This window comes from Streptomyces sp. NPDC007025, from assembly GCF_042869455.1.
Classification (GTDB): Bacteria; Actinomycetota; Actinomycetes; order Streptomycetales; family Streptomycetaceae; genus Streptomyces.
In genome coordinates this window covers 38897-58798 of the sequence record NZ_JBIAFT010000013.1, presented here as the reverse complement: position 1 = coordinate 58798, position 19902 = coordinate 38897, and the positions used below count along the sequence as shown (strand labels likewise).

The window sequence follows — 19902 nt, the reverse complement described above, 5'->3', positions numbered from 1 at the left end:
GCTCGCCGCCGGGATGGCGCACGCTCACCGTCCGGCCGGGCCCCGCGTCCTCGGCACCGCGGCGGCACATGCACCGGAACGGGGAGGGAAGCACCCACCGGAGCGGCGGGCACGGCGGGAGCCACCGCAACGGGGAGGCAGCATGACCACGATCGCCGTCACCGGCGCGAGCGGCTTCCTCGGCTCCTACGTCGCACGCGCCGCGGCCTACGGGGAGCCGAGGTGCGGTGCGTGGGGCTGCGGCCCGGCCCGGTCGGCCGCCACCTGCGCTGGGACGCGGCCTCGGGCGAGGTGAACGCCTACGGCCGGACCAAGGCCGCGGGCGAGGACCTGGCACTGGCCGCCGGAGCAGTGGTGCTGCGGCCCCGCGCGGTCTACGGCGTCGGCGACCCGCACCTGGTGCCGCGGCTGCTGGGCCGGGTGCGGCGCGGACTGCTGCTGCTCCCGGGGCGTGACGTCCAGCTCAGTCTGACCGCGGTGGAGAACCTCGCCGACGTCTGCCTGGCCGCGGCGGACGGCGGATGGCCGCCCGGCGCCTACCACATCGCCGACCCCGTGCGCACCGCCGGGACGAGGCGGTGCGCACGGTGCCGGCGGCGCACGGGGTGCACGCCCGGGTCGGGCACCTCCCGGTGCCGTTCGCCCGGGCGGCGGGCGCCGCCGCCGAACACCTGTGGCGGCTGCGCCCGCGGGCCGAGCCCCCGCTGACCCGGTACGCCGTCGACCGGCTCGCGCACAGCGTCGTGCTCGACGTCACCCGGGCCCGCCGCCGGGGCTGGACGGCTCCCCGCACCCTGGCCGACTACGTCCGCGCGGTCGCCTCGGTGGTGGAGAGCACGCCCTCAGCGCGTCCGTCGCTCCGCCGAAGCGGACGGGGGAACCGCCGAGGGGCCGAACGCGGCGGCGAGCAGCCGCTCCCCGACCGGGTTCATCGCCGGTCCCTTGGCGTCGGTCGAGCCGAGGCTGTAGACGAGGGTCCGGGACAGGTCGCGGGTGCCGACCAGCAGGGTGTTGTAGCCGGGGCGGGCCCCGCTCTTGCCCCACAGCACCAGGCCGCCGCCCGCGTCGTACCGCTGGAGTCCGGCGCTCATGGTGGCGCCGTCGATGTCCGGCACGGTGAACATCTCCCGCTCCAGCAGCGGCTGGGGCACGATCTCGCCGCGGAAGAGGGCGAACAGCAGGCGCTCCAGGTCGGCCGTGGTGGAGATCATGTCGCCGGCCGCCCAGCGGTCGGACATGTTCCACTCGGTGGCGTCCACCAGGCGGCCGTCGTCGAGCCGTTGGTAGCCGCGGTTGTGCGGACCGTGGATCCGCGGGTCGGTGCCGCGGGGGAAGGACGTGTGCCGCATCCCCGCCGGGCGCAGCACGTGCAGCCACGCCTGGTGCGCGTAGGAGTCGCGGGTGACCTTCTCGACGAGCAGGCCCAGCACGGTGTAGTCGATGTTCGCGTACCGCTGCTTCTTTCCGGGCCCCTCGTCCGCACCCCGGTAGGGCCCCTTGGCGACCGACGAGGCGACGACCTGCTCGGGGGCGAGGGTCTTGAAGCGGTTCTCGTACCCCTCTCCCGAGACCGGGCCGAGGCCGTCGCCGGGCTGGAGTCCGCTGGTGAAGGTGAGCAACTGCCGTACGGTGACGGGCTCGAACGCGTCGGTCAGCAGCCCGGGAAGGTAGTGCTGCACGGTGCCGTCGAGGTCGATGCGGCCCTGTGAGGCGAGCTTCAGCACCAGCGCCGCGGTCACCACCTTGGTGGTGGACCCGGCCCGGAACCGCCCGTGCTCCAGCGCCTTCCGGCCGGTGCGCAGATCCCGTACGCCGGAGCTGCCGTGCCAGCTCCCCTTCCCGCCGACCCGGGCGAGCGCCGCGGTGGTCGTCCCGTCCGGCACTCCGCGCAGTGCCTTGTCCAACGCGGCGGTGTCGGGGCCGCCGTCCTGCTGCCGCGTCACCTCCGCCTGTGGGCTGCGCTGCTGGGCGAGCGCGGGCGCCGCGGCCGGGCCGGTGAGTCCGGCGACCACGAGCGCCGCGAGGAGGGTGTTCCGCAGACGTATGGGCACGATGCACTCCGCGAGGGGAAGGGGATCCGGTACGGAGAAGATCCTTCCGCCGGACGGCGGGCCCCGGATCACCGCCGCGGACGACCTGCTCCCCTGACTCCGCCCCGTCCCCGCGCCGGAACCGGGTCGGGGCAGGTGGAGGGATCGTCCCTAGGTGTATTGGCCTGGAGCGTTGTTCACGCGGGTGCGGCGCGGCGAGCCGGTCGCCCCGTGCGCGATCTGCCGGGTGCCGTCGGTGAACCGGGCAGAGGGCGGTGCCGACGTGGCCGGCCTGCGGGAGTCCCGTGCACCCGGGCGCGGGTACGTTGACCGGCGGACAGGAGTTGGTTGTAGAGTCACAACTGTTGTATTCGTATAAGCGATGGGGGACTGCTGTGTCCGACGCCGAACTCCCGCCGCGCCGCCGACAGCTCGTGCTGGCGATCTGCTGCATGTCGCTGCTGATCGTCAGCCTCGACACGACGGCGCTCAACGTGGCGCTGCCCGACATCCGCGCCGAACTGGGCGCCTCGGTGTCGGGCCTGCAATGGGTGGTCGACGCCTACACCCTGGTACTGGCCGCGCTGCTGATGCTGTCCGGCTCCACGGCGGACCGGCTGGGCCGCCGGCGGGTCTTCCGATGGGGGCTGTTGCTCTTCGTCCTGGGCTCGCTGCTGTGCAGCCTGGCCCCGGGGCTCGGCTGGCTGGTGGCGGCCCGAGCCCTGCAGGCGGTGGGCGGCTCGATGCTCAACCCCGTCGCGATGTCGATCATCACCAACACCTTCACCGAACCCCGCGAACGAGCCCGCGCGATCGGCGTGTGGGGCGGGGTCGTCGGCGTCAGCATGGCGGCCGGACCCCTGCTCGGCGGGCTGCTGGTCGACGTCAGCGGCTGGCAGGCGATCTTCTGGGTGAACGTGCCGGTCGGCCTGGCCGCGTGGCTGCTGACGACCCTCTACATCCCCGAGTCCCGCGCGCCCCGGGCCCGCAGGGCCGACCCTGTGGGCCAGCTCCTGGTGATCGTCCTGCTCGGCACCCTCACCTACGGCATCATCGAGAGCCCGCAGCACGGCTTCGGCTCGCCGCTGGTGCTCGGCTGCCTGGCCGCCGCGCTCGGCGCCCTGGCCGGGCTGGTGGCCTACGAGTCGCGCCGCGCCGAACCCCTCGTCGACCCGCGCTTCTTCCGCAGCCTGCCGTTCACGGGCGCGGTCGCGGTCGCGGTGTGCGCGTTCGCGGCGCTGGGCGGCTTCCTCTTCGTCACGTCGCTCTACCTCCAGGAGATCCGCCAGCTGAGCGCGCTGCGTGCCGGACTGTGCATGCTGCCGATGGCGCTGATGACGCTGGTCTGCGCGCCGCTCTCCGGCCGCCTGGTGGGCTCCCGCGGCGCGCGGCTGCCGCTGGCGGCCGCGGGCGCGGGGATGACCGCCGCGGGGACACTGCTGGCCTGCACGGTCTCGGCCGACCTGCCGCTGGGGGTGCTCTTCACCGGGTACGTGCTCTTCGGTATCGGCTTCGGACTGGTCAACGCGCCGATCACCAACACCGCCGTCTCGGGCATGCCCCGCGCGCAGGCGGGCGTCGCCGCCGCGGTCGCCTCCACCAGCCGGCAGGTCGGCTCCTCCCTGGGCGTGGCCGTCATCGGCGCGGTGATGGCGGCGGGCGGCTTCGGCGCGGGCGGCGGCCTCCAGCAGGCCGCCGGGTTCCAGGAGACCGAGCGGGCCGCCTGGTGGATCGTCTCCGCCTGCGGACTGGCCGTGCTCGCGCTCGGTATCCTCTCCACCGGCAACCGGGCCCGGGAGACGGCACGCCGCGCGGCCCACCTGCTGGACGGGGGCGACGGGGGTGACGAGGCGGCGCGGCGTCCGGCCGCGGGGCGTACGAGCAGCGAGGCAGCGGGATGAACAGCACGGAGTCCGCGCACGGCGGACCGGAGGGCACCGAGTCCGGGACCTGGGCCGGAGCGCCCGAGAGCGCGGGCGCGGGTGCTCCGGGGGCCGACGCCGTCGAGCAGGAGGCCGTCCGGGTCTGGCGCGGCATGCGCACCCTCGTCCTGGAGACCGCGGACGTGCGGCCCCGGGTCGTCGAGGCGCTGGGGATGAGCTACTTCCGCGCCAAGGCGCTGCGGTACGTCGCGGACGAGGGCCCGCTCACGCTCAGCGCGCTGGCCGCCGCCCTGTTCGCCGACGCGCCGTACACCACGCTCTCCGTCGACTACCTGGTGCAGCGCGGGCTGGTCACGCGGGAGCCGAATCCGGCCGACCGCCGCTCCAAACTGGTCGAGGTCACCGGGGCGGGAGCCGCGGCGGCGGCCGAGATGGCGCGGATCACCGACACCCCGCCCCCGGCCCTCCGCGGCCTGGCGGCGGCTGACCTGGCGGCCCTCGCCCGCATCCTGGACCGGGCCCTGCACACCGGCCCCGCGGACTGAACCGGCATTCCGGAACCTGAACCGGGGGCCGTACCGGGCCGGTGGCTCGCGTTCCGGCCGGGTCCGCCGGCCCGGCCCGGCCTGACCCGGGTTCGCCGCCCCGGACAGGCCGAGGGCCCGGCCGGACTGCGTCGTCCGGCCGGGCCCTCGGCACACGGAGCGGGCCGCACCTCGTGGGGCGGCACCCCGCGTCACTCTTCGACCATCAGCCCCTTGCGGAGCTTGCCCAGGGTGCGGGAGAGCAGCCGTGAGACGTGCATCTGCGAGATGCCGAGCTCCTCACCGATCTCCGACTGGGTCATGTTCGCCACGAAGCGCAGCGAGAGGATTCTGCGGTCCCGCGGGGGGAGTTCGGCGATCAGCGGCTTCAGGGACTCCACGTACTCGATGCCCTCGAGCCCGTGGTCCTCGTAGCCGATCCGGTCGGCCAGCGCGCCCTCGGTGTCGTCCTCCTCGGGCTGCGCGTCCAGCGAGCTGGCGGTGTAGGCGTTGCTCGCCGCCATGCCCTCGATGACTTCCTCGCTGGAGATGTTCAGCCGCTTGGCCAACTCCTCCGCGGTCGGCGCCCGGTCCAGCTTCTGGGCGAGTTCGTCGCCCGCCTTGGCCAGGTCGAGCCGCAGCTCCTGGAGGCGCCGGGGTACCCGCACCGACCAGGACGTGTCGCGGAAGAAGCGCTTGATCTCGCCGACGATGGTCGGCATCGCGAAGGTGGGGAACTCGACGCCGCGGTTCAGCTCGAAGCGGTCGATCGCCTTGATGAGGCCGATGGTGCCGACCTGGACGATGTCCTCCATCGGCTCGCTGCGGGAGCGGAACCGGGAGGCCGCGAACTTCACCAGGGCGAGGTTGAGCTCGACCAGGGTGTTGCGGACGTAGGCGTACTCGTGGGTGCCCTCGTCGAGGTTCTCCAGCCGCTCGAACAGCGTCTTGGACAGGGCCCGCGCGTCCAGCGGACCGACCTCGTCATAGGGTGGGATCTCGGGGAGCTGGAGCTGGTCGAAGAGGTCGGCTTCCACCGCCTCCGCGATCTGCTCGGCGCTCGCCGGATCGCCGAGGGTTTCGGGGGCCAGGGACCGGGAATCCGGCAGCCGGTCCGTGCTGCGCTGCTCCGGAACGGCGGGAAGGGCCTCGACCTGCGCGTGCGCGGGGTCGGATATCCCATTGTCGAGCCGGGGTGACATGGCTGTCCTCCATGGTTTCTCGGCATATGGCTGCCGAAGCCGTGACGTGCACTACGGGGTGCGGCGCCTCCAGGGCCGACGTTGTTTCGGTATCCCTACTAGACCTACCTGTTCCTGCACAGCGAGGGCAAGCTCCTTATGTCCATCTGTGACCAATCTGTCCGATGTTCGGCTACCGGTAAGGCTGTCGAAGGCGTAGGGTTGCCAACCGCTCGACGGGGGAAGCAGTGAAGGCCCTCACATGGATCAGAAGGGGTGTGCATGGACCGCGGGATGCCCGGCAGCACGAGCCAGGGTCGGCTGACGGTCGAGGTGCGGCACGAGGGGATCAGTGCCGTGGTGACCCCTGAAGGTGAGCTCGACCACCACACCGCCGAGCTGTTGCGCGAGCCGCTGGAGCGGAGCGTCGAAGAGGGGTACACCCGCCTCGTCGTGGACTGCTCGCGGCTCGAATTCTGCGACTCGACGGGATTGAACGTGCTGCTCGGCGCCCGCCTGAAGGCGGAGGAGGCCGACGGCGGCGTCCATCTGGCGGGGATGCTCCCCGTAGTGGCCCGCGTCTTCGAGATCACCGGGGCCAGCGCGGTCTTCACCGTGCACGACACCCTCGAATCCGCGCTCCGGAACCCCTCGGGAACGGAACAGCAGCCCGAGTCGTAATCAGGGCGTTACGCGCATCACACAGGTCCGGCCGAATCCGTAAGTGTTCTCACGGTGCGTCCGGGCAGGAGTCCATCGAATCTGTCAGACATTCGTGTACAGCGCGTCACGGCCCCGCACTGCTGCGGGGGGCGCGGGACGGCGAAACGCAACCGGTGATCGGTGAGGTGAACCACTGATGAGCACCACCCGGCCGCAACCGGCGGGCGACCGCGGTCCGGAGCCCGAGGGCACTCCGGCGACCGCGGGCCCGGGGTGCGGTGCCGCCGGGAGTGCTGACGCACGGGTGCGTACCGGTACGGACACGGGGCGTGAGCAGCTCTCGGGAGCCGCGGGCTCCGGGGCCGCCAACACGTCCGCACCCGAACCCGAGGGGGGGAGTGGCGCCATGGGGACCGCTGCGGAGAGCACGGCCTCGGCCGCGGCAGGGGCCGCACGCCGGGCAGGGCAGCCGATGCGGCAGGTCCGCAGGCTGCGGCTGGTCGGCGCCAGCGGAGCCGTGCCGCGGGCCCGGGACTTCACCCGCCGAGCCCTCCAGGACTGGGGTTGGCTGCCCGCCGCCACCGCGGACCAGCGCGCGGCCGCCGAGGACGTCCTGCTCGTCGTCTCGGAGTTGGTCACCAACGCGTGCCTGCACGCCGACGGCCCCGAAGAGCTGCGCGTGGGTGCCAACGCGAAGGTGCTGCGCCTGGAGATCGTCGACCCGGGGAGCGGTTCCCCGTCCCCGCGCACCCCGCACCGCGCCGGACGGCCCGGCGGGCACGGGATGTTCATCGTCCAGCGGCTGTGCCTGGACTGGGGTGTCGTCCGCAACCCCGAGGGCTCCGGCAAGACCGTGTGGGCGGAGCTCGCCGCTCCGCACTGAGGCGGCCCGCCGCCTCATCCGCTCTTCCCTTTTTCGCTGCTGTCCTCCCCGTCACCTTCCCGCCTCCGGGCCACGGTGCCGCTCGCGATCCACCGGCCGCCGGTCACCGTCCGTCCGGGGACCATCCGCCGCGAGCCGGGCGGCCCTCGTCCGGACGCCGTCGGACCCCGCCGCGCGGCTGCGGCGGGGTCCGACGGATCAGCAGGGGGCCGGCGTGCCCGACGGGAGCCGGTGCGGCCCGGCCGGGGTCCGGGCGCGGAGGCCTACTGGGGTTCGTCCATGGTGGCCGCGATCTGCCGCCGGTACATGTAGATGGCGAAGCCCGCCAGGGCGGAGAGGGTGGCCTCGACGGCGACGACGCCGGTGGTGCTGAGGTCGGCGCCGCCGATGGACAGCAGGCCGGTGATGCTGTCGCCCGCCGTCACGGCGAGGAACCAGACACCCATGAGCTGGCTCGCGTACTTGGCGGGGGCCAGCTTGGTGGTCACCGACAGGCCCACCGGCGAGAGGCACAGCTCCGCGATCGTGTGCAGCAGGAAGATGAGGACCAGCCACATGGGGCTCACCTTCGTCCCGCCGGAGGCCATGCCCATCGGGATGACGAAGACGAAGAACGACAGGCCCATCACGACCAGCGAGAACGCGAACTTCGAGGTGGTCGACGGCTCCTTGCCGCGCCGGTTGAGCGACAGCCACAGTGCGGCGAAGAGCGGCGCGAGCAGGATGATGAAGAGCGGGTTGATCGACTGGAACCAGGTCGAGGGGAAGTGCCAGCCCAGCACCTGCGTGGTGGTCTTGGCGTCGCCGAAGGCCTGCACGGTCGAGGCACCCTGGTCGTAGATCATCCAGAAGATCGCCGCGGCGGCGAAGAACCAGATGTAGCCGGTCATCCGGCCCTGCTCGGCCCGGGTGAGGTCCTTGTCGCGCTTGATCCGCACCAGCATGCCGAGCGGGATCAGCAGGCCCAGGACGGTGAGCGGGACCATCGCCCAGTTGAGGGTGAAGGTACCGGTGGCCACCACGACGCCGTAGAAGAGGACGGCGACGATCAGCCACAGCAGTGCCTTGCGCAGCACGGCCGACTTCTCCTGCGCCGAGAGCGGCGAGGGGATCTGGCTGCTGCGCGGGTCCAGGTGGCGCGAGCCGACGAGGAACTGGATCAGGCCCAGGCCCATGCCGACGGCGGCCATGCCGAAGCCCAGGTGCCAGTTGACGGTCTGGCCGACGGTGCCGATGGCGAACGGGGCGAGGAAGGAGCCCGCGTTGATGCCCATGTAGAAGACTGTGAAGCCGCCGTCCCGCCGCGGGTCGTCGGGGCCGTTGTACAGGTCGCCGACCATCTTGGAGATGTTGGCCTTCAGCAGCCCGGAGCCGGTGGCCACGCAGGCCAGGCCGACGAAGAAGGCTCCCTCGCCCGGCACCGCCAGGGTGAGGTGGCCGAGCATGATGATCCCGGCGCCGACGGTGACCGTCTTGCGGGGTCCCCAGAGCCGGTCGCCGAACCAGCCGCCCGGCATGGTCAGCAGGTAGACCATGGCGTTGTAGACGGAGTAGATCGCGGTGGCGGTCGCCAGGTCCATGGCCAGGCCGCCGCCCTGGTGGCCCGCGCCGCCCTCGCCCGCGTCGGGCCCGCCGGCCACGAGGTAGACGACGAGCAGGGCGCGAAGGCCGTAGAAGCTGAAGCGCTCCCACATCTCCGTCATGAAGAGCGTGGCCAGACCTCGTGGGTGGCCGAAGAAGGTCCTGCCGCCGGTGTTGCCGGGGGCGTCCTTCGTCAGGCTGGGCGCCATAATCGGTGTTCCTTGCCGTTGCGCTGCGGGGCCGCGCTGACCAGCGGCGTTGCTCGCAAGCGGGGCCCGTACACGGAGAAGGACCCCTGGCCGTGGTGCTGTGGCGCCAGGAGTCCTCGACGTTCACTACATAAGTGCATTCACCATAAGTCACCGTTCGCGGTACGAGGGAAGGCCTTGCGAGACAGATCACAGGTGAACCGTGCAACCCTCCCGCTGTTTCGACGGTGTCGTGTTCATATCACCTGGAGATCGACAGTGCCGGTGAAGGGAACGCACCATGTCCCCACTGGCGCTCTGCCACGCGGATTACCATCGGTGCATGACCCGTGTACTGCTCGCCGAGGATGACGCATCGATCTCGGAACCCCTGGCCCGCGCCCTGCGCCGGGAGGGATACGAGGTCGAGGTCCGCGAGGACGGCCCCGCCGCGCTCGACGCGGGGCTGAGCGAGGGAATCGACCTCGTCGTGCTCGACCTGGGGCTGCCCGGCATGGACGGCCTGGAGGTGTGCCGCAGGCTGCGCAACGAGGGCCACGCCTTTCCCGTCCTCGTGCTGACCGCGCGCGCCGACGAGGTGGACACCGTCGTCGGCCTCGACGCGGGTGCCGACGACTACGTCACCAAGCCCTTCCGACTCGCCGAGCTGCTCGCGCGCGTCCGCGCCCTGCTGCGCCGCGGCACGCCCGCCGAGCCCGCCCAGCCCCCCGCCACCCACGGCGTACGGATCGACGTCGAGTCCCACCGCGCCTGGATGGGCGAGGAGGAACTCCAGCTCACCGCGAAGGAGTTCGACCTGCTGCGGGTGCTGGTGCGGGACGCGGGCCGGGTCGTCACCCGGGACCAGCTCATGCGCGAGGTGTGGGACACCACCTGGTGGTCCTCGACCAAGACGCTCGACATGCACATCTCCTGGCTGCGCAAGAAACTCGGCGACGACGCGGCCAACCCGCGCTACATCGCCACCGTGCGCGGCGTCGGCTTCCGCTTCGAGAAGAGCTGACGCCCCTCGGACCGCGCAGGGAGCCGGGGAGCCGGGGTCGCCCGGAGGAGCCCGTCCCGGGCCCCTCCGGGCGGCCGCGGGAACCCCCGGCCCGGAGACACCCCTCGCACACCGTCCCCTCGTGAACAGCCGGCCCCCGAAAACAGCCAGGCCCCCGGAAACAGCTAGGAAAGAAGCCAGCACGTGCGCCGTCGGCTCATCCTGTCCATCCTCGCCGTCGTCCTGGTCGTCGTCGCGGTCTTCGGGATCTCGCTCGTCATCGTGGAGTCCCGCACGATCGAGAACAGCACCAAGGAGAACGTCCGCTCCGAGGCGGTCCGGCTGGTCTCCACCGTGGAGAGCCGGCTGGTGGCCGGGGAGCGGGTGACCGAGGAGTCCATCGGCGTCACCACTTCCAAGGACCGCTACGTCCGCTACATCCGCGTCGAACTGCCCGGCCGGCGTCCCATCGAGGTCGGTGACAAGCCCTCCGGCGAGGTCGTCGAGTCCCGGCAGACCGGTGCGCACGGCGAACGCATCACGGTCCAGGCCTCCCGGTCGGCGGTGCGCGCCGAGGTCGGCCGTACGCTGCTGATCATCCTCGCGGTCGCGCTGCTGGCGGTGGTCGCCGCCGCCGTGCTCGCGGTCCGCCAGGCGCACCGCGTGGCGGCCCCGCTCACCGACCTGGCCGAGACCGCCGAGCGCCTCGGCTCCGGCGACCCGCGCCCCCGGCACCGGCGCTACGGGGTACCGGAGCTGGACCGGGTCGCGGACGTGCTGGACGGCAGCGCGGACCGGATCGGCCGGATGCTGACGGCCGAGCGCCGACTGGCGGCGGACGCCTCGCACCAGCTGCGGACGCCGCTGACCGCGCTGTCCATGCGGCTGGAGGAGATCATCGCGATGGCCGAGGGCGACGAGCCCGAGGACCGCGCCGTGGTCAAGGAGGAGGCGACCATCGCGCTCGCCCAGGTCGAGCGGCTCACCGACGTCGTGCAGCGGCTGCTGACCAACTCCCGCGACCCGCGTACCGGCTCGGCGGTCAGCTTCGACCTGGACGAGGTGGTCAAGCAGCAGATAGAGGAGTGGAAGCCCGCCTACCGCAGCGCGGGCCGGGCCATCGTGCGCTCGGGCAAGACGGGCCTGCGGGCCGTGGGCACGCCGGGCGCGGTGGCGCAGGTGCTGGCGACGTTGATCGAGAACTCGCTGATGCACGGCGCCGGGACGGTCGCGCTGCGCACCCGGGTGACCGGGAACCAGGTCGTCGTGGAGGTCACGGACGAGGGCCCCGGGGTGGACGAGGCGCTGGGCTCGCGCGTCTTCGAGCGGACGGTGAGCGGCCACAACTCCACAGGCCTGGGCCTCGCGGTGGCGCGGGACCTCGCGGAGGCGGACGGCGGGCGGCTGGAGCTACTTCAGCAGCTGCCGCCGGTCTTCGCGCTGTTCCTCAGCCGTGAGGCCGCCGACCTCGAGGCGTCCGGCGCCGGCTGAAGCCGCCGCCCCGACGGCCAACCGGACCCCGGCCGCGTCCCCCTCCCGGAACCCGGCCGGTTCCGCGCCCCGGAGGGCTGCCGCGCCGCCGCCGACCCCTGCGGCGCCGCCCGCGGGCCGGCGCTGCTCGGGGGCAGGACCGTCGGTCGGCGGTCCCGCGGCGTCGGCCCCGCGGATCCGCGCGGGCGCCTTCGTGCGCGCCCGGAAGACCCAGGTGCGGTACGCCCAGAAGCGGAAGGCGGTGCCGACGGCGAGCCCGATGACGTTCTTGGCGATGTTGTCCGCGAGTGTCGAGGTGTAGCCGAAGCCGTAGTGCGAGAGGGCGAGGATGCCGTTCTCCAGCACCAGCCCGGCCCCGCTGAAGAGGAAGAAGAGGACCGTCTCGCGGTGGATCCGGTTCTTGTCGGTGTGCCGGTAGGTCCAGTAGCGGTTGCCCAGGTAGTTGGTGCCGATCGCGACGACCTGCGCGATGACGCCGGAGCGGATGGGCGCGAGCTGGAACGTGTGCATGCACAGGTTGAAGATCGCGACATTCACCAGGAAGCCCAGCGCACCGACGGCGCCGAACTTGCCCAGTTCGCGCACAAGCCGTTCCAGCCCCGGGCGCATCGTGCGCCGTTCACCCATAGCGATACTGAGCCCCGTTTCGGTCGGTGTCGAAGCTGCCCCATGCTAACCAGGCGCGCATTCGCCCTGTAGGGCGATTGACGCACACAGGTGTGCCGAAGGTTGCGCCCGCGGCGGTGCGCTGCCGGACGCGGTGCCGGTCGAACCGCGGCCCGGTCACGGTCGGTCCACGACCGTGATCCGGAAAGTGACGACCCGGACGGGGTGGTCCTCGTCCGCCCGCGGATGCCCGGTCCCGCACCCGAAGCACTCCCGCAGCGCGAGCTCCGTGCTTCCGGACCGCTCGGCCCGGAGGGTGTACCAGCGCTCGCCGCGGTCGCCCGGACGGTCAGGCGTGAAGCCGTGGCTGGTGGTGCTCAGCCGGGTGAGGATCCGCCGGTCGGGCCGCTTTCCGCGGACGACCCAGCCGTATCCCTCGGAGGGCCGGTAGGGGACCTTCAGCACGAACGTCTCGTGCGGGCCGACCCGCACCCGGGTCCGGTCGGTGCCGAACTCGCGGGGCCGCGGGACGCCGGTGCCGCCGTCGTCCCCGCCGCTGCCACCGCCCGCGCCGCACGCCGTGGCGGCCAGCAGGACGGTCAGCGCCAGTGTGGCTGGTTTCATACGCCGCAATCCCGGCCCCCGTTTTCCGCAGGTCCCTGTCAGGACCGACCGGCGCCGAGCATAGGGCAGCGGGGCTGCCGGGACCCGGGCGGACCGGGCGCCCTCTCACGCGCCGTACCCTGGAGCCGTGACATTCCCGGTGGTCGGCATGGTCGGCGGTGGCCAGCTCGCTCGTATGACCCACGAGGCGGGCATCCCGCTCGGCATCAGGTTCAAGCTCCTCTCCGATACGGCGCAGGACTCGGCGGCACAAGTCGTCAACGAGGTTGTCGTTGGCGACTACCGAGATCTGGACACGCTGCGGCGCTTCGCCGAAGGCTGCGACGTGATCACTTTCGATCACGAGCACGTGCCCACCGAGCACCTCCGCGCCCTGGAGGCGGACGGCATCCCCGTCCGCCCCGGGCCGGACGCGCTCGTGCACGCGCAGGACAAGGGCGTGATGCGCGCCCGGCTCGCCGGACTCGGCGTGCCCGCCCCGCGCAACCGCCTGGTGAGCGACCCCCGGGACGTCGCGGCCTTCGCCGCGGAGGGCGCGGCCCCCGGCACCGGCGACGGCTTCCCCGTCGTCCTCAAGACGGTGCGCGGCGGCTACGACGGCAAGGGCGTGTGGGTCGTGCGCGGCGCCGACGACCCGAACGCGGCCGAGCCCTTCAAGGCGGGCGTCCCCGTGCTCGCCGAGGAGAAGGTCGACTTCGCGCGGGAGCTGGCGGCGAACGTCGTGCGCTCCCCGCACGGGCAGGCCGTCGCCTACCCGGTCGTGGAGTCCGTGCAGGTCGACGGGGTCTGCGACACCGTGATCGCCCCCGCGCCCGAACTGGCCGAGGACCTCGCGCTGGGAGCCCAGCAGATCGCGCTGAAGGTGGCGCACGAACTGGGAGTCGTCGGGCACCTGGCCGTGGAGCTGTTCGAGACCGCCGACGGTCGGCTGCTCGTCAACGAGCTGGCCATGCGGCCGCACAACTCCGGCCACTGGACCCAGGACGGCGCGGTCACCTCGCAGTTCGCCAACCACGTGCGCGCCGTGCTCGACCTGCCGCTGGGCGACCCGCGCTGCCGGGAGCGCTGGACGGTGATGGCCAACGTGCTGGGCGGCGACTACCCCGACATGTACGCCGCGTACCTGCACTGCATGGCCCGCGACCCGCAGCTCAAGATCCACATGTACGGCAAGGACGTGAAGCCCGGCCGCAAGGTGGGGCATGTCAACGTCTACGGTGACGATCTCGCCGAGGTGCGGGAGCGCGCCGCGCACGCCGCCGGGTATCTGCGCGGCACCGTCGTGGAGTGAGCCCGCGGGCGGCGCGCACCGCAGGGCGGATCGCCCCCGGCGAGCCGGTCCGGACCAGCTACCTAGGAGCCGTATGAGTACTGCTGCCAGCCCCCTCGTGGGGATCGTCATGGGGTCCGACTCGGACTGGCCCGTCATGGAGGGGGCCGCCAAGGCGCTGGAGGAGTTCTCGGTGCCCTACGAGGTGGACGTCGTCTCCGCGCACCGGATGCCGCGCGAGATGCTCGCCTACGGCGAGGACGCCGCCGACCGCGGCCTGAAGGCGGTCATCGCGGGCGCGGGCGGCGCGGCGCACCTGCCGGGCATGCTCGCGTCGGTCACCCCGCTGCCGGTCATCGGCGTACCCGTACCGCTGAAGCACCTGGACGGCATGGACTCGCTGCTGTCCATCGTGCAGATGCCCGCGGGGGTCCCCGTCGCGACCGTCTCCGTCGGCGGAGCGCGCAACGCCGGGCTGCTCGCCGTCCGGATGCTCGCCGTGCACGACGGCGAACTCCGCGAGAAGATGCGCGACTTCCAGCAGGAGCTCAACGAGCAGGCCACCGAGAAGGGCAAGCGGCTGCGGGCCAAGGCCGCCGGGGAGACCGGGTTCGGCTTCGGCCAGGCGGGAGGCAACCGGTGACGCGGCCCGACAGCCCCCGCCTGGAGCACGCCCGCGCGCTGCTGACCGCGCACCCTGTCGTGGACGGGCACAACGACCTGCCCTGGGCGCTGCGCGAGCAGGCGCACTACGACCTGGACAAGCTCGACATCGCGCTCGACCAGCGCGAGAAGCTGCACACCGACCTGGCGCGGCTGCGCGCGGGCGGGGTCGGGGCGCAGTTCTGGTCCGTCTACGTACCCGGCGAGCTGACCGGGGACGACGCGGTGAGCGCCACCCTGGAGCAGATCGACGCCGTACGGCTGCTGGCGGCGCGCTATCCGCAGGATCTCCAACTGGCCTTCACCGCCGAGGACGTGGAGGCGGCGCACGCGCAGCGGCGCATCGCCTCGCTGATGGGCGCCGAGGGCGGGCACTCCATCAACAACTCGCTGGCCGCGCTGCGCGCTCTCTACCAGCTCGGGGTGCGCTATCTGACGCTCACCCACAACAACTCGCTGGACTGGGCCGACTCGGCCACCGACGAGCCGCGTGCGGGCGGCCTGAGTCGCTTCGGCGAAGAGGTCGTCCGGGAGATGAACCGGCTCGGCATGCTGGTGGACCTCTCGCACGTGGCGGCCGGGACGATGCGCGACGCGCTGCGGGTCACCGAGGCGCCCGTCATCTTCTCGCACTCCTCGGCGCGCGCGGTCTGCGACCACCCGCGCAACATCCCCGACGACGTGCTCGCCCAGCTCCCCGCCAACGGGGGCGTGGCGATGGCCACCTTCGTGCCGAAGTTCATCCTCCCCGAGGCGGTGGCCTGGACCCGGGCGGCCGACGAGAACATGCGGGCGCACGGCCTCGACCACCTCGACCTGTCCGACGAGGGCCGTGCGGTGCAGCGCGAGTTCGAGCGCGCCAACCCGCGGCCGATCCCGGACGCGAGCACCGTCGCCGACCACCTCGACCACATGCGCGAGGTCGCGGGCATCGACCACATCGGCATCGGCGGCGACTTCGACGGCACCGCCTTCACCCCGGCCCAGCTCTCGGACGTGGCCGGCTACCCGCACCTGGTGGCCGAGCTGCTGGACCGCAACTGGTCCGAGGCCGACCTGGCCAAGCTGACCTGGTCCAACGCCCTGCGCGTGCTGCGCGAGGCGGAGGAGGCGGCCCGGACGCTGCAGACGCAGCGCGGACCCTCCATCGCCACGATCGACCAGTTGGACGGCGCCCGGCGCGCGAGCTGACCGGCCGGCACCGGTTCGGTGGGCCGATTCCGCGCCGGGAGGGCCGCGCGGCCCGGCGCGCCGGGCACCGCCACGGGCGTGCCCGGTGCGCACCCCGGAACGGGCCGGGGCCCGGGGAAGCACCCTGTGCTGCCCCGGGCCCCGGGCGGGAACCGGTCTCCCGGACGCCGGACGCCGCCGACCTGCGAAACCGCTACGGCAGGTTCCGCGCCATCACGATCCGCTGCACCTGGTTGGTGCCCTCGTAGATCTGGGTGATCTTCGCGTCCCGCATCATCCGCTCGACGGGGTAGTCGCGGGTGTAGCCGTAGCCGCCGAGGAGCTGGACGGCGTCGGTGGTGATCTCCATGGCGGCGTCCGAGGCGTAGCACTTGGCGGCGGCGCCGAAGAAGGTCAGGTCCTCCTTCTCGCTGCCTTCCGAGACCCGCTCGGAGCGCGCGGCGGCCGCGTAGGTGAGTTGCCGGGCGGCCTCGATCTTCATGGCCATGTCGGCCAGCATGAACTGCACGCCCTGGAAGTCGCCGATGGGCTTGCCGAACTGCTTGCGCTCCTGGACGTACCCCTTCGCGTAGTCCAGCGCCCCCTGCGCGATGCCCAGGGCCTGTGCGGCGATGGTGATGCGGGTGTGGTCGAGGGTCTTCATGGCGGTGGCGAAGCCGGTGCCCTCGGCGCCGATCATCCGGTCGGCCGGGATGCGCACGTTGTCCAGGTAGACCTCCCGGGTGGGGGAGCCCTTGATGCCCAGCTTCTTCTCCGGGGCGCCGAAGGAGACGCCCGGGTCGTCCTTCTCCACCACGAACGCGGAGATGCCCTTGGTGCGCTTCTCCGCGTCGGTGACGGCCATCACCGTGTAGTAGTCGGAGACCCCGGCGTTGGTGATCCAGCGCTTGACCCCGTCGAGGACCCAGTGGTCACCGTCCCGCACGGCCTTGGTCTTCATGCCGCCCGCGTCGGAACCGGCGTCCGGCTCGCTCAGGCAGTAGGAGAACATCGCGTCGCCCTTGGCCAGCGGCGTCAGGTAGCGCTTCTTCAGCTCTTCCGAGGCGGAGAGGATCACCGGCAGCGAGCCGAGCTTGTTGACGGCCGGGATGAGGGAGGACGAGCCGCAGACCCGGGCGACCTCCTCGATGACGATGACGGTGGCCAGCGCGTCGGCCCCGGCGCCGCCGAAGGCCTCGGGTACGTGCACCGCGTGCAGGTCGTTGGCGACCAGGGCGTCCCGGGCCTCCTGCGGGAACCGCGCCTCCTCGTCCACTTCGGCGGCGTGCGGCGCGATCTTCGCCTCGGCGAGCGCGCGCACCGAGTCGCGGAGCATCTCGTGCTCCTCGGACGGCCGGTAGAGGTCGAAATCAGACGCCAAGGTGTCTCACTCCTTCGAGAGGATGCGGAATGCCTGGGGTGCCACGGACTGCTGGGTGCCTCGGGAGTCGTGCCGGGTGCCCCGGGATTGCTAATTACCGTTAAGTAACCCCAATTTTAGTGGCCGCCGGCTCCTCGGGGGTACGTGAGGTTCGCGACAGCAGCGGTCCCGTTATGCTCGCGGACAGCGTTCTGCCGTCACAAGGAGCTCATCGCATGGCCTCGCCCAAGATCACCGTGATCGGCCTCGGCTATCTCGGCGCCACCCACGCGGCCGCCATGGCCGAACTGGGGTTCGAGGTGCTGGGGCTGGACGTCGTCCCGGAGAAGATGCGCAAGCTGGAACAGGGGCAGGCGCCCATGTTCGAGCCGGGCCTGGAGGAGCTGCTGCGCGCACATGTCGCCGGGGTCGAGGGCTCCACCGGCCGGCTGCGCTTCACCGACTCCTGGGAGGAGCTGGGCGCCTTCGGTGACGTGCACTTCCTGTGCGTCAACACGCCGCAGAAGCACGGCGAGTTCGCCTGCGACATGAGCTACGTCGAGCGCGCCGTCGACTCCCTCGCGCCGCAGCTGCACGGGCCCGCGCTCGTCGTCGGCAAGTCCACCGTCCCGGTCGGCAGCGCCGAGCGGCTCGCGACCCGGATCGCCGAGCTGGCGCCCGCCGGGCAGCAGGCCGAGCTGGCCTGGAACCCCGAGTTCCTGCGGGAGAGCTTCGCCGTCAAGGACACCCTCCACCCCGACCGCATCGTCGTCGGGGTCGGCGGGCCACGCGGCGAGGAGCTGCTGCGCGAGGTGTACGCGCAGCCGGTCGCCGAGGGCACCCCCTTCCTGGTGACCGACTTCCCGACCGCCGAGCTGGTCAAGACCGCCGCAAACTCCTTCCTGGCCACGAAGATCTCCTTCATCAACGCCATGGCCGAGGTCTGCGAGGCCGCGGGCGGCGACGTGGTCAAGCTCGCCGAGGCCATCGGCCACGACGACCGCATCGGCCACAAGTTCCTCCGGGCCGGCATCGGCTTCGGCGGCGGCTGCCTGCCCAAGGACATCCGCGCCTTCATGGCCCGCGCCGGCGAGCTGGGCGCCTCCGAGGCGCTCACCTTCCTGCGCGAGGTCGACTCCATCAACATGCGGCGCCGCGCCCAGATGGTCGAGCTGGCCCGGGACGCGCTGGGCGGGGTGCTGCTCGGCAAGCGGATCGCGGTGCTGGGCGCCACCTTCAAACCCGACTCCGACGACGTACGCGACTCGCCCGCGCTCAACGTCGCCGGGCAGCTGCACCTCCAGGGCGCCCAGGTGACGGTCTACGACCCGAAGGGCATGGAGAACGCGCGGGCCGTCTTCCCCACGCTGGGCTACGCGGACAGCGCGCTGGACGCCGCACGCGGCGCCGACGTGGTGCTGCATCTGACGGAGTGGCCGGAGTTCAAGGAACTCGATCCCGCCACGCTGGGCGACGTCGTCGCCTCCCGTCACCTCCTCGACGGCCGCAACACCCTGGACTCCGCGCTCTGGCGCAAGTCCGGCTGGCTCTTCCGCGCACTCGGCCGCCCCACCGCGTGACCCCGGCGGCCCACGCGGCCTGACCACCCGGCGCCGACCGGCCTCGCCCCGCTCCGGGCCGGGACGCCCCGTCCCGCTCCGGGCCGGCCCGCGAACCTGTGGCCCGCGCCTCCGCGCCCGGAGGCGCGGGTCGGGCCCCGGGCCCGCTAGCCGCGCCGGGCGCGGTAGGCGCGCATCTTGGCGCGGCTGCCGCAGACGGCCATGCTGCACCAGCGGCTGCGGCCCGCGGGGCTGCGGTCGTAGTAGACCCAGCGGCAGTCGTGCGCCTCGCACGCCTTCAGCCGCTGCCAGGTGCCCTCGCCCGCCGCGGTGGCGATCCGGGCGGCCAGCTGGGCCGTGAGCGCGGGCAGGCCCGTCAGGCCGGGTGCGGGGCGCAGCACGGCCGCACCCCGGGAGTCGAGGCGCAGCGCGAGCGGTGCCGCGTTCAGCAGCCGCTCCAGGGATGCGGCCGCCTCCGGCGGGACCGCCGTGCCCGTGTGGGCCGTACAGGCCGCGCGCAGCGCCTCCCGGAGCTCGCGCAGCTCCACCAGGTCGGCCGGGCCGAGCCGGTACCGCGCCAGCCCGTGGTCGTCGGCGAACCCGGCCAGGTCCGCCGGGGAGGCCAGCTCGTCGATGCCGGATTCGATGTCGAGGGTGTTCACCAGCTCCTGCACCAGGCGGAGGGACTCCGGCGCTTCTCTGTCTCCCACTCTTGTGACGTTACCGGTCTTCGCCCATCATGGGGTAACTCAGGCCGTTACCCCATACACCTTTCTGCCGGTAACGGTTCGCGGCGGTCGAGACGGTGGCCGCCGAGCAGCGGAGAGAGGAATCACGATGGCCATCCCCACGATGGGCGTAGTCGTACTCGACTGTCCCGACCCCCTGCGCCTGGCGGACTTCTACGCCCGGATGCTGGGCTGGAAGGTGGATCCGGGCGGCGACAGCACGTGGGCCGAGGTGCTGGACACCGACGGCCGCAGGCGGCTGGCGTTCCAGGAGGCGCCCGGGTTCGTCCCGCCGCAGTGGCCGAGCGGGGAGCACTCCCAGCAGCTCCACCTCGACCTGGACGTGCCGCGGGCCCACCTGGCGGAGGCCGAGCGGGAGGTGCTGGCGCTGGGCGCCCGGCTCATCCAGGGCGACGCGGACGGTGCCCGGGACTTCCGCGTCTACCTCGACCCGGCGGGGCACCCCTTCTGCCTGTGCCTGTGCGACCACTGAGC

The 19902-nt window shown here is 72.6% G+C and carries 18 protein-coding genes and 1 pseudogene; 12 read left to right on the top strand and 7 right to left on the bottom strand.

Annotated features, from left to right (window positions below):
* Window positions 1–231: 231 nt before the first annotated feature.
* On the top strand, window positions 232–708 hold the full coding sequence (locus tag ACFYMO_RS24605; protein WP_388548942.1) for an NAD-dependent epimerase/dehydratase family protein: 477 nt from the start codon (window positions 232–234) through the stop codon (window positions 706–708).
* A 134-nt stretch (window positions 709–842) separates the two neighbouring features.
* Here the strand turns inward: ACFYMO_RS24605 and ACFYMO_RS24600 are convergent, their stop codons facing one another.
* A complete protein-coding gene (locus ACFYMO_RS24600; RefSeq protein ID WP_366773776.1) occupies window positions 843–2051 on the bottom strand; it encodes a serine hydrolase domain-containing protein in 1209 nt (402 codons plus the stop codon).
* A gap of 431 nt (window positions 2052–2482) precedes the next feature.
* Here ACFYMO_RS24600 and ACFYMO_RS24595 point away from each other — a divergent pair, with 431 nt between their 5' ends.
* Window positions 2483–3931 carry a DHA2 family efflux MFS transporter permease subunit gene (locus tag ACFYMO_RS24595; protein WP_366773817.1) on the top strand — a complete coding sequence of 483 codons (1449 nt, stop codon included), beginning with the start codon at window positions 2483–2485 and terminating at the stop codon, window positions 3929–3931.
* Complete coding sequence (locus ACFYMO_RS24590; protein WP_366773777.1) at window positions 3928–4458, top strand: MarR family winged helix-turn-helix transcriptional regulator; 531 nt, start codon at window positions 3928–3930, stop codon at window positions 4456–4458. Before ACFYMO_RS24595 ends, ACFYMO_RS24590 begins: the two co-directional genes overlap by 4 nt.
* 191 nt (window positions 4459–4649) lie before the next feature.
* Here the strand turns inward: ACFYMO_RS24590 and ACFYMO_RS24585 are convergent, their stop codons facing one another.
* Window positions 4650–5639, bottom strand: a complete 990-nt coding sequence (locus ACFYMO_RS24585) for an RNA polymerase sigma factor SigF (protein WP_366773778.1) — start codon at window positions 5637–5639, stop codon at window positions 4650–4652.
* Window positions 5640–5900: 261 nt separating this feature from the next.
* Here ACFYMO_RS24585 and ACFYMO_RS24580 point away from each other — a divergent pair, with 261 nt between their 5' ends.
* Both ACFYMO_RS24580 and ACFYMO_RS24575 read left to right on the top strand, forming a co-directional pair.
* Entirely contained in the window at window positions 5901–6299 is a 399-nt protein-coding gene (locus ACFYMO_RS24580; protein WP_366773779.1) for an STAS domain-containing protein, read from the top strand.
* A gap of 178 nt (window positions 6300–6477) precedes the next feature.
* The gene (locus ACFYMO_RS24575) at window positions 6478–7164 is read left to right on the top strand and encodes an ATP-binding protein (RefSeq protein ID WP_388548937.1); all 687 of its coding nucleotides are present in this window, start codon (window positions 6478–6480) and stop codon (window positions 7162–7164) included.
* A gap of 263 nt (window positions 7165–7427) precedes the next feature.
* Here ACFYMO_RS24575 and ACFYMO_RS24570 read toward each other — a convergent pair whose 3' ends face one another.
* Window positions 7428–8954, bottom strand: coding sequence for an oligopeptide:H+ symporter (locus tag ACFYMO_RS24570; protein WP_366773780.1), 1527 nt, complete (start codon window positions 8952–8954; stop codon window positions 7428–7430).
* A 322-nt stretch (window positions 8955–9276) separates the two neighbouring features.
* On the opposite strand from ACFYMO_RS24570, the gene ACFYMO_RS24565 reads away from it, so the two are divergent.
* Together ACFYMO_RS24565 and ACFYMO_RS24560 are read left to right on the top strand one after the other, a co-directional pair.
* Window positions 9277–9957, top strand: coding sequence for a response regulator transcription factor (locus ACFYMO_RS24565; protein WP_027760256.1), 681 nt, complete (start codon window positions 9277–9279; stop codon window positions 9955–9957).
* 183 nt (window positions 9958–10140) lie between these two features.
* The gene (locus ACFYMO_RS24560) at window positions 10141–11427 is read left to right on the top strand and encodes an ATP-binding protein (protein ID WP_366773781.1); all 1287 of its coding nucleotides are present in this window, start codon (window positions 10141–10143) and stop codon (window positions 11425–11427) included.
* A gap of 180 nt (window positions 11428–11607) precedes the next feature.
* Here ACFYMO_RS24560 and ACFYMO_RS24555 read toward each other — a convergent pair.
* Together ACFYMO_RS24555 and ACFYMO_RS24550 are read right to left on the bottom strand one after the other, a co-directional pair.
* Window positions 11608–12054: pseudogene (locus ACFYMO_RS24555) on the bottom strand (GtrA family protein); the annotation flags it as partial.
* Window positions 12055–12210: 156 nt separating this feature from the next.
* On the bottom strand, window positions 12211–12657 hold the full coding sequence (locus ACFYMO_RS24550) for a protease inhibitor I42 family protein (RefSeq protein ID WP_366773784.1): 447 nt from the start codon (window positions 12655–12657) through the stop codon (window positions 12211–12213).
* Window positions 12658–12784: 127 nt separating this feature from the next.
* Here ACFYMO_RS24550 and ACFYMO_RS24545 point away from each other — a divergent pair, with 127 nt between their 5' ends.
* The 3 genes from ACFYMO_RS24545 (at window position 12785) to ACFYMO_RS24535 (ending at window position 15781) form a co-directional block, all read left to right on the top strand.
* A complete protein-coding gene (locus ACFYMO_RS24545) occupies window positions 12785–13948 on the top strand; it encodes a 5-(carboxyamino)imidazole ribonucleotide synthase (RefSeq protein WP_366773785.1) in 1164 nt (387 codons plus the stop codon).
* A 73-nt stretch (window positions 13949–14021) separates the two neighbouring features.
* Complete coding sequence (gene purE, locus ACFYMO_RS24540) at window positions 14022–14570, top strand: 5-(carboxyamino)imidazole ribonucleotide mutase (RefSeq protein WP_366773786.1); 549 nt, start codon at window positions 14022–14024, stop codon at window positions 14568–14570.
* Entirely contained in the window at window positions 14567–15781 is a 1215-nt protein-coding gene (locus ACFYMO_RS24535; RefSeq protein WP_388548930.1) for a dipeptidase, read from the top strand. The genes purE and ACFYMO_RS24535 overlap by 4 nt, the downstream gene beginning before the upstream one ends.
* A 193-nt stretch (window positions 15782–15974) precedes the next feature.
* On the opposite strand, the gene ACFYMO_RS24530 is transcribed toward ACFYMO_RS24535, so the two are convergent.
* Window positions 15975–17141 (bottom strand): acyl-CoA dehydrogenase family protein, encoded by a 1167-nt coding sequence (locus ACFYMO_RS24530; RefSeq protein WP_366773788.1) that lies wholly within the window; start codon window positions 17139–17141, stop codon window positions 15975–15977.
* A gap of 215 nt (window positions 17142–17356) precedes the next feature.
* Here ACFYMO_RS24530 and ACFYMO_RS24525 point away from each other — a divergent pair, with 215 nt between their 5' ends.
* The gene (locus tag ACFYMO_RS24525) at window positions 17357–18700 is read left to right on the top strand and encodes a UDP-glucose/GDP-mannose dehydrogenase family protein (protein WP_366773789.1); all 1344 of its coding nucleotides are present in this window, start codon (window positions 17357–17359) and stop codon (window positions 18698–18700) included.
* A gap of 146 nt (window positions 18701–18846) precedes the next feature.
* Here the strand turns inward: ACFYMO_RS24525 and ACFYMO_RS24520 are convergent, their stop codons facing one another.
* Window positions 18847–19389: a CGNR zinc finger domain-containing protein gene (locus tag ACFYMO_RS24520; RefSeq protein ID WP_366773790.1), complete on the bottom strand. Its 543-nt coding sequence runs from the start codon at window positions 19387–19389 to the stop codon at window positions 18847–18849.
* Window positions 19390–19516: 127 nt separating this feature from the next.
* Between ACFYMO_RS24520 and ACFYMO_RS24515 the strand changes: the two genes are divergently transcribed.
* Window positions 19517–19900, top strand: a complete 384-nt coding sequence (locus tag ACFYMO_RS24515) for a VOC family protein (RefSeq protein WP_366773791.1) — start codon at window positions 19517–19519, stop codon at window positions 19898–19900.
* Window positions 19901–19902: the final 2 nt, after the last annotated feature.